Below are 8,336 nucleotides of genomic sequence, written 5' to 3' on the forward strand. Positions count from 1 at the left end.
CCTCGTCGGCCGGTCCCTCGTCGGCCGGCTCCCGCCGGGGCGTGCCCGGCCGGGGCGTCCCGGTCCAGCGCCCGCGCAGCGCCAGCAGCACCGCCATGGCGATGACCAGGAGCAGCAGGGAGACCGAGGTGGCGGCCTGCGGGCTGTCCTGGAGCAGCAGGTACACCCGCAGCGGCAGCGTCTGCGTGGTGCCGGGGAGGTTGCCCGCGAAGGTGATGGTCGCCCCGAACTCGCCGAGCGCCCGCGCCCAGGTCAGTGCCGCGCCCGCGGCCAGTCCGGGGGCGACCATCGGCAGCGTGACCGTGCGGAACACCCGTACCGGCGAGGCGCCCAGGGAGGCCGCGGTCTCCTCGTACCGGGGCCGCAGTCCGCCGAGCGCGCCCTCCAGGCTGATGACCAGGAACGGCATGGCGACGAAGGTCGCGGCGAGGACCGCCCCGGAGGTGTGGAAGGGCAGCGTGATCCCGAACCAGTCCTCCAGCCACGGCCCGAGGAGCCCCCGCCGCCCGAAGGCCAGGAGCAGGGCGACGCCGCCGACCGTGGGCGGCAGCACCATCGGCAGCAGCACCAGCGAGCGGACGACGGCCTTGCCGGGGAAGTCGACCCGGGCCAGCAGCCAGGCCAGCGGCACCCCGAGCAGCAGCGAGAGGACCAGCGCCCAGCCGGAGACGACCAGCGACAGGGTCAGCGCCTCGACGGTGCCCTCGCCGGTCAGATGCGTGCCCAGCTCGCCCCACGAGGTGCGGGCGAGGACCCCGGCCAGCGGCAGCAGCAGGAACGCCACGGCCAGCAGCGCGGGCAGCGCCAGCACCAGCGGCGCGCGGGATCGGTTCATGGGCGGGGCCGGTTCACGGGCGCGCTCGGTTCATCGGGGTTCCCCTGCTGACGGATCGGGCTTCCTGGTTCACGTTACGGCTGCTGGAAGCCGGCACCGGTCAGGATCTTCCGTGCCGAGGGCGACGACAGCCACCTCACGAACGCGGCGGCGGCGTCGCCGTGCTCGCTGCCGTCGAGCGTGGCGGCCGGGTAGGAGGCGACGGCGTTCCGCGCGTCCGGGATGTCCACCGAGTCCACCTTTCCGGCGGCGGCGGTGACGTCGGTCCGGTACACCAGCCCGGCGTCCGCCTCGCCCAGTTCGACCTTGCTCAGCACCGCGCGCACGTTCGGCTCCTGCGACACCGGCTTCACGGTGAGCCCCTGGGCGTCCAGGATCTGCTCGCTGTAGCGGCCCACCGGCACCTCGGGCGCGGCCAGGACCACCTTCAGCTCCGGGTCGGCCAGGTCCGCCAGGCCGCCGACCTTCTCCGGGTTGCCGGGCGCGGTGGCGATGACGAGCCGGTTCTTCGCGATGACGACGGGCGTCCCGGTCTCCGCCCGCAGCCCGTCCATGGTCGTGGTGTCGGCGGTGACCAGGACGTCGGCGGGCGCGCCCTGCTTCACCTGGGCGGCCAGCTCCTGCGACCCGGCGAAGGAGAACGTCACCTCCGTCCCCGGGTGCTCCTTCTCGTACGCGGCGCCCGCCTCCGTGAACACGTCGGTGAGCGAGGAGGCGGCGAGGACGGTCAGTCCGGTGGCCGCGTCCCCGGCGCCGTCGTCCCCGCCGCAGGCGGTCAGGGGCGCGAGCAGGCCCACGACGAGGAGGGCCGCTGCGGCGCGCCCACGGGCGGAGGACCGGGTGAAGGGAGACAGCATGTGCCGAAGAATAGGCCCGATCGACTGGCATGTGCAGCTTTCCATGGGAAAACACATGGCAGATGCGGACGCTGTCGGAGGATCGTCCCAACGGCTTCCCCGGGGACTCCCGGGCCCGCCCCGCACCGGGGACCTGTTCGAACACCGCCGCCGACCGGCCAGTAGAGTGCGGAGGCGCCCGCCCCCGAGCCCCGAGGTACCGTCCGTGACCCCCGAGCACCCCCTCCCGCCCGCAGTGACCGTGGCCGGGATCGGCGCCGACGGCTGGACGGGCCTCACCGACGCGGCGCGCACCGCCCTGCGGGACGCCCAGGTCCTCATCGGCGCCGGCCGCCAACTCGGCCTCCTGCCACCGGAGTGCGCGGGGGAACGGGTGCCCTGGCCCACGCCGCTGCGCCCCGCCGTGCCCGGCCTGCTCGCCGCCCACGCCGGCCGCCGGATCGCCGTCCTGGCCAGCGGCGACCCGATGTTCTACGGGATCGGCCGGGCCCTCACCGAGGTCCTGGGCGCCGGCCGGCTGCGGGTCCTGCCACACCCCTCGTCCGTCTCCTACGCCTGCGCCCGGCTCGGCTGGCCGCTGGAGGACACCGAGGTCGTCACCCTCGTCGGCCGCCCCGCCGCCCGGCTCGCCGCCGCCCTGCACGACGGCCGCCGGCTGCTCGTCCTCAGCGCCGGCGCCACCACCCCGGCCGAGGTCGCCGCCCTGCTCCGGGACCGGGGCTTCGGACCCAGCCGCCTGCACGTCCTCGAACAGCTCGGCGGCGAGGACGAGGCGTGCGCCGAGGGCACCGCCGACACCTGGGACCGGCCGCCGGGCGACCCGCTCAACGTCGTCGCCGTCGAGTGCCGCGCCGCCCCCGGCACCCTGCGCCTGGGCGCCGTACCGGGCCTGCCCGACGAGGCGTACGAACACGACGGCCAGCTGACCAAGCGGCACGTGCGGGCCGTCACCCTCGGCGTGCTCGCCCCGGCCCCCGGCGAACTCCTGTGGGACATCGGCGGCGGCTCCGGCTCCATCGCCGTCGAGTGGATGCGCGCCCACCCCTCCTGCCGGGCCGTCACCGTGGAACGCGACCCGGTGCGCGCGGCACGCATCGAGGCGAACGCCGCCCGGCTCGGCGTCCCCGGCCTGCGCGTCGTCACCGGCCGCGCCCCCGAGTGCCTCGCCGGACTCCCCGCCCCCGACGCGGTGTTCATCGGCGGCGGCCTCACCGCGCCCGGCCTCCTCGACACCTGCCTCGACGCGCTCCCGCCCGGCGGCCGGCTCGTCGCCAACACGGTCACCCTGGAGTCCGAGGCCGTGCTCGCCGACCGCTACCGGCGGCACGGCGGCGAACTCGTCCGGCTCGCCGTGGCGCACGCGGCCCCGGTCGGCGGCTTCACCGGCTGGCGGCAGGCGATGCCCGTCACCCAGTGGTCGGTCCGCACCCCCGTCACCCCCGGCAACGCCCCCGTACAACCCTCAGGAGACGACAGATGACCGTGTACTTCATCGGAGCGGGACCGGGAGCGGCCGACCTGATCACCGTGCGCGGCGCGCGCACCCTCGCCTCCTGCCGGGTGTGCCTGTACGCGGGCAGCCTGGTGCCCCGCGAACTCCTCGCCGAGTGCCCGGACGACGCCCGCCTGGTGGACACCGCGCAGCTCGACATCGACCAGATCACCGCCGAACTCGTCGCCGCGCACCGGGACGGTCACGACGTGGCGCGGCTGCACTCCGGCGACCCCTCGGTGTTCAGCGCGGTCAACGAGCAGATGCGGCGCCTGGACGAGGCGGGCGTGCCGTACGAGGTGGTGCCCGGGGTTCCCGCGTTCGCGGCGGCGGCCGCTGCGCTCAAGCGGGAACTGACCGTGCCGACCGTCGGCCAGACCGTCATCCTGACCCGGATCGCCCAGCGCGCCACGGCGATGCCCGAGGGCGAGGACCTGGCGACCCTGGGCCGCAGCGGCGCGCTGATCGTGCTGCACCTGGCCGCCCGCTACGTGGACCGCGTCGTCGCGGAACTGCTGCCGCACTACGGGGCCGACTGCCCGGCCGCCGTCGTCGCCATGGCCTCCCGCCCCGACGAGCTGATCCTGCGCGGCACCCTGGACGACATCGCGGACCAGGTGAAGGCGGCCGGCGTCATCCGCACCGCCGTCATCATGGTCGGCCGCACCCTGGGCGCCGAGCAGTTCCGGGACAGCCACCTCTACTCGCCCGCCCGCGACCGCCACACCTGCTGACACCCCGGCGGGGCGTCAGCGCACCGGGCTGCGCCCCACCACCGTGCCCGCCCGGTCGACGCAGATGACGTCCACCGCCACCGGGGCGCCCCGCAGCACCGACAGCGCCTGGTCCCGCGCGGCCACGGCCACCAGGTCACCCAGCGGAACGCCGTGCGCCTGGCTCAGCCGGAGCGCGGCGAGGCCGGTGTTGGCGACGGCGATCTCGGCGGCCAGGGCCTCGTCGGCGCCGCCGCGCCGGGCCAGTTCGGCGAGATGTCCCTTGTCCACCTGGGAGCGCCCCGAGTGCAGATCGAGATGGCCGGCGGCCAGCTTCGACAGCTTGGCGAACCCGCCGCAGATCGTGAGCCGTTCCACCGGATGCCGCCGTACGTACTTCAGCACCGCGCCCGCGAAGTCGCCCATGTCCAGCAGTGCGATCTCCGGCAGCCCGTACACGGCGACCACCGTCTTCTCCGAGGTGGAGCCCGTGCACCCGGCGACATGGGTGCGCCCGTCGGCGAGCGCCACGTCGACGCCCCGGCGGATGGAGTCGATCCACGCCGAGCACGAGTACGGCACCACGATGCCGGTCGTGCCCAGGATCGACAGACCGCCCAGGATGCCCAGGCGCGGATTCCAGGTGGAGCGGGCGATCTCCTCGCCGTCGTCCACCCCGATCGTCACCTCGACGTCCCCGGAGCCGCCGTGCGCCGCCGCCACCCGCGCCAGATGTTCGCCGATCATGCGGCGCGGCACCGGGTTCACCGCCGGCTCGCCCACCTCCAGCGGCAGCCCCGGCAGCGTCACCGTGCCGACCCCGGGCCCGGCCCGGAACACCACGCCCGCACCGGGCGGCAGCGCCCGCACGCTCACCCGCACCAGCGCGCCGTGCGTCACGTCGGGGTCGTCGCCCGCGTCCTTGACCACGCCCGCCGTCGCGCGGTCGCCGGACAGCTCCTCCACGGCCAGCGCGAACGCCGGGGTCTCGCCGCGCGGCAGCGTGATGGTGACCGGGTCCGGGAAGTCGCCGCTCAGCAGCGCCGTGTACGCGGCGGTCGCGGCGGCGGTGGCACAGGCCCCGGTCGTCCAGCCGGGCCGCAGCCCGGTGTGCTTGAGTTGGGCGCCGCGCCCGCCTTTCGCCTCATTCAAGGATGGTCCTCCCCGTGCACGTACTGATTCTGGGCGGGACGACGGAGGCCCGCCGGCTCGCCGAACTGCTGGTGGCCGGCCTGCCCGCCGGGAGCAGGGTCACCAGTTCGCTGGCCGGGCGGGTGGCCCGGCCGAAGCTGCCGCCGGGGGAGGTCCGCGTCGGCGGTTTCGGCGGCGCCGACGGGCTCGCGGACTGGCTCCGCGCACACCGGGTGCACGCGCTCATCGACGCCACCCATCCTTTCGCCGGGACGATCACGTTCAACGCGGCGGCCGCGGCCGCCGCCGCCCATGTTCCTCTCCTCATGCTGCGCCGGCCCGGCTGGGTGCCCGGTGACGGCGACGACTGGCACCCGGTCGGTTCCCTGGAGGAGGCGGCCGCGGCCCTGCCCGCGCTGGGGCGGCGGGTCTTCCTCACCACCGGGCGCATGGGGCTCGCCGCCTTCGCCGGCCTGGACGACCTGTGGTTCCTCATGCGGTCCGTGGACGCGCCCGAACCGCCCTGCCCGGCGCGGATGGAGACCCTGCTCGACCGGGGCCCCTTCACCCTGGAGGGGGAGCGGGAGCTGCTGCGCCGCCACCGCGTCGACGTCCTGGTCACGAAGGACAGCGGCGGCGCCGCGACCGCCCCCAAGCTGACCGCCGCCCGCGAGGCCGGCGTCCCCGTCGTCGTCGTCCGCCGGCCACCGGTCCCGGCGGGGGGCGCGGTGGCCGGCAGCCCGGAAGAAGCCGCCGCCTGGCTGAGGGATCAGCTCTCCGGGTAGCGGCGCGGGGTCCACACGAGTGACCGCCCCTCGCCGCGCCGCTCCCAGCGGGTCTGCGAGGAACCGACGATCAGGATCGTGCGCATGTCCACGTCGGCCGGGTCCAGGTCCGCCAGGCGCACGGTCCGTACGCTCTCGGCGGGCCCGCCGACATCGCGGCCCAGGACCACGGGCGTGTCCGGCGAGCGGTGCTCGAGGAGCAGGTCCCGCGCCTTGCCGACCTGCCAGGTGCGGCTGCGCGAGCCGGGGTTGTACAGGGCCAGCACCAGATCGGCCGACGCGGCGGCGGCCAGCCGCCGCTCGATGACGTCCCACGGCTTGAGCCGGTCCGAGAGCGAGATCGCCGCGTAGTCGTGGCCCAGCGGCGCCCCGGCGCGGGCCGCCGCCGCGTTGGCGGCCGTCACCCCCGGCAGCACCCGGACCGGCACGTCCGCGTACGCCTCCTGCGACGCCACCTCCAGCACGGCCGTGGCCATCGCGAAGACGCCCGGGTCGCCGCCGGACACCACGGCGACCCGCCGCCCGCGCCGGGCCAGGTCGAGCGCGAACTCGGCCCGCTCCGACTCCACCTTGTTGTCGGAGCCGTGCCGGGTCTGCCCCGGCCGGACCGGCACCCGGTCCAGGTAGGTGGTGTAGCCGACGAGGTCGTCGGCGGCGGCCAGCGCGCCGCGCGTCTCGGGCGTCAGCCACAGCGGCCCGGCCGGGCCCGTGCCGACCACCGTCACCCCGCCGCCGTCCGGGCCGGGTCCGGGGCGGGCGTCCACCCGGCTCGGCAGCACGGCGACCGCGAAGTACGGCACCGAACCGGCGTCGGTGTCCGCCAGGTCGCCCAGCCGCTCCCCGGCCATCGTGGCGCGCTCGACGTAGCGGGCCTCCGGCAGCCGGCCCGACGCCTCGAACGCGCGGCGCACGGCGGGGAAGGTGCGGCCGAGCTTCATGACCACGGCGGCGTCGGTCGCGGCCAGCCGGGCGGTCAGCTCCTCCTCGGGCAGGGTGCCGGGCAGGATCGTCAGCACCTCCTCGCCCTCGGCGAGCGGGGTGCCGAGCCGGGCGGCGGCGGCGCTGACCGAGGTCACCCCGGGGATGACCTCGGTGGGGTAGCGGTCGGCCAGCCGCTTGTGCATGTGCATGTACGAGCCGTAGAACATCGGGTCGCCCTCGGCGAGCACGGCGACCGTGCGCCCCGCGTCCAGATGGGCGGCGAGCCGGGCCGCCGCCTCGGTGTAGAAGTCCTCGATGGCGCCCCGGTAGCCGCCCGGATGGTCCGTGGTCTCCGTGGTGACCGGGTAGACGAGGGCTTCCTCGATGTGGTCGGCGCGCAGGTGCTCCGCCGCGATGGACCGGGCGATGGACCGGCCGTGCCGGGCGCTGTGGTAGGCGACGACGTCCGCCTCGGCGATGGCCCGCACCGCGCGCAGGGTCATCAGCTCCGGGTCGCCGGGGCCGAGCCCGACCCCGTACAGCCGTCCCGTTGTCTGCTGGCTCACGGTCACTCTTCCTCGCTGGCGATGGCGTTGAGCGCGGCGGCGGCGATGGCGCTGCCGCCGCGCCTGCCGCGCACGATCAGGTGGTCGAGCCCGGACGGGTGGGCCGCCAGGGCGTCCTTGGACTCGGCGGCGCCGACGAAGCCGACCGGCACCCCGATGACGGCGGCGGGGCGCGGGGCGCCGTCCTCGATCATTTCGAGCAGCCGGAACAGGGCGGTCGGGGCGTTGCCGACGGCGACGACGGCGCCGTCGAGCCGGTCCCGCCACAGTTCCAGCGCGGCGGCCGAGCGGGTCGTGCCCAGCTCCTTCGCGAGCGCGGGCACGGCCGGGTCAGACAGGGTGCACACGACCTCGTTGTCCGCGGGCAGCCGCTTGCGGGTGACCCCGCTGGCGACCATGGCCACATCGCACAGGATGGGCGCGCCGGCCCGCAGCGCGGCGCGGGCGCGGGCGACCGCGCCGGGCGTGTAGCCGATGTCGCGTACGAGGTCGACCATGCCGCAGGCGTGGATCATGCGGACCGCGACCTGGCTCACGTCCGCGGGCAGGCCGGCGAGGTCCGCCTCCGCCCGGATGGTGGCGAAGGACTGGCGATAGATGGCCGGTCCGTCCTTCTCGTACTGGTGCACAGTGGTGTCGCTCTCTTCAGCGGGCGGGTTACGGGCAGGGGCTTCGGGCGGTGTTCGGGCCGGGTGCGGCGCGAAGGGTTCGGTACGTCAGCGGCGCGGTTCCCGGGCCGCCGCCACGGCGGCGGCCAGCGCGGCCGGTTCGGCAGCGACCTGCACCGGGTCCTCGGGGCGGGCGCCGTCGCGGACGACGGACACCTGGTAGCCGTCCGGTCCGGCGACGACGTCGACCCAGTCGCCGCGCGGATGGCCGCAGCGCCGTTCGCAGCCGGACCAGTACACGGGCAGGGCGTCCCCGGGCGGCGCGGCGGGCAGGGCCGACGCAGCGTCACCTCGCACGTCGGCCAGGGACTTGGCGCATCCGGGGCGGCCGATGCAGGCGCCCGTCCCGGTCCACGGCGAGCGGTCGG

The 8,336-nt window shown here is 75.9% G+C and carries 8 protein-coding genes and 1 pseudogene; 3 read left to right on the forward strand and 6 right to left on the reverse strand.

Annotation, left to right across the window (positions count from 1 at the left end; all coding sequences use genetic code 11):
- Together MHW47_RS28420 and modA are read right to left on the reverse strand one after the other, a co-directional pair.
- Positions 1–835: ABC transporter permease (locus MHW47_RS28420; protein ID WP_239226621.1), on the reverse strand; the 835-nt coding region annotated here is incomplete at its 3' end.
- Between the two features lie 74 nt (positions 836–909).
- The gene (gene modA, locus MHW47_RS28425; protein WP_239226622.1) at positions 910–1,692 is read right to left on the reverse strand and encodes a molybdate ABC transporter substrate-binding protein; all 783 of its coding nucleotides are present in this window, start codon (positions 1,690–1,692) and stop codon (positions 910–912) included.
- Positions 1,693–1,897: 205 nt separating this feature from the next.
- On the opposite strand from modA, the gene cbiE reads away from it, so the two are divergent.
- Together cbiE and cobM are read left to right on the forward strand one after the other, a co-directional pair.
- A complete protein-coding gene (gene cbiE, locus MHW47_RS28430; protein WP_239226623.1) occupies positions 1,898–3,172 on the forward strand; it encodes a precorrin-6y C5,15-methyltransferase (decarboxylating) subunit CbiE in 1,275 nt (424 codons plus the stop codon).
- On the forward strand, positions 3,169–3,918 hold the full coding sequence (cobM, locus tag MHW47_RS28435; protein ID WP_239226624.1) for a precorrin-4 C(11)-methyltransferase: 750 nt from the start codon (positions 3,169–3,171) through the stop codon (positions 3,916–3,918). The genes cbiE and cobM overlap by 4 nt, the downstream gene beginning before the upstream one ends.
- Positions 3,919–3,933: 15 nt before the next feature.
- Here the strand turns inward: cobM and MHW47_RS28440 are convergent, their stop codons facing one another.
- Positions 3,934–5,049 (reverse strand): cobalt-precorrin-5B (C(1))-methyltransferase, encoded by a 1,116-nt coding sequence (locus MHW47_RS28440; protein ID WP_239226625.1) that lies wholly within the window; start codon positions 5,047–5,049, stop codon positions 3,934–3,936.
- Between the two features lie 14 nt (positions 5,050–5,063).
- Here MHW47_RS28440 and MHW47_RS28445 point away from each other — a divergent pair, with 14 nt between their 5' ends.
- On the forward strand, positions 5,064–5,813 hold the full coding sequence (locus MHW47_RS28445; RefSeq protein ID WP_239226626.1) for a cobalt-precorrin-6A reductase: 750 nt from the start codon (positions 5,064–5,066) through the stop codon (positions 5,811–5,813).
- On the opposite strand, the gene MHW47_RS28450 is transcribed toward MHW47_RS28445, so the two are convergent.
- The 3 genes and pseudogenes from MHW47_RS28450 to MHW47_RS28460 all read right to left on the reverse strand — a co-directional run.
- Positions 5,798–7,306 (reverse strand): precorrin-2 C(20)-methyltransferase, encoded by a 1,509-nt coding sequence (locus MHW47_RS28450; RefSeq protein WP_239226627.1) that lies wholly within the window; start codon positions 7,304–7,306, stop codon positions 5,798–5,800. The genes MHW47_RS28445 and MHW47_RS28450 overlap by 16 nt on opposite strands.
- Positions 7,303–7,929: a precorrin-8X methylmutase gene (locus tag MHW47_RS28455; RefSeq protein WP_239226628.1), complete on the reverse strand. Its 627-nt coding sequence runs from the start codon at positions 7,927–7,929 to the stop codon at positions 7,303–7,305. The genes MHW47_RS28450 and MHW47_RS28455 overlap by 4 nt, the downstream gene beginning before the upstream one ends.
- A gap of 87 nt (positions 7,930–8,016) precedes the next feature.
- A pseudogene (locus MHW47_RS28460) lies at positions 8,017–8,336 on the reverse strand (precorrin-3B synthase); the annotation flags it as partial.

The organism is Streptomyces sp. OfavH-34-F, from assembly GCF_022347745.1.
Taxonomy (GTDB): Bacteria; Actinomycetota; Actinomycetes; order Streptomycetales; family Streptomycetaceae; genus Streptomyces.

Coding starts and splice junctions, on each gene's coding strand:
- modA (WP_239226622.1), bottom strand. CDS start 1,692: ATGCTGTCTCCCTTCACCCGGTCCTCCGCCCGTGGGCGCGCCGCAGCG.
- cobM (WP_239226624.1), top strand. CDS start 3,169: ATGACCGTGTACTTCATCGGAGCGGGACCGGGAGCGGCCGACCTGATC.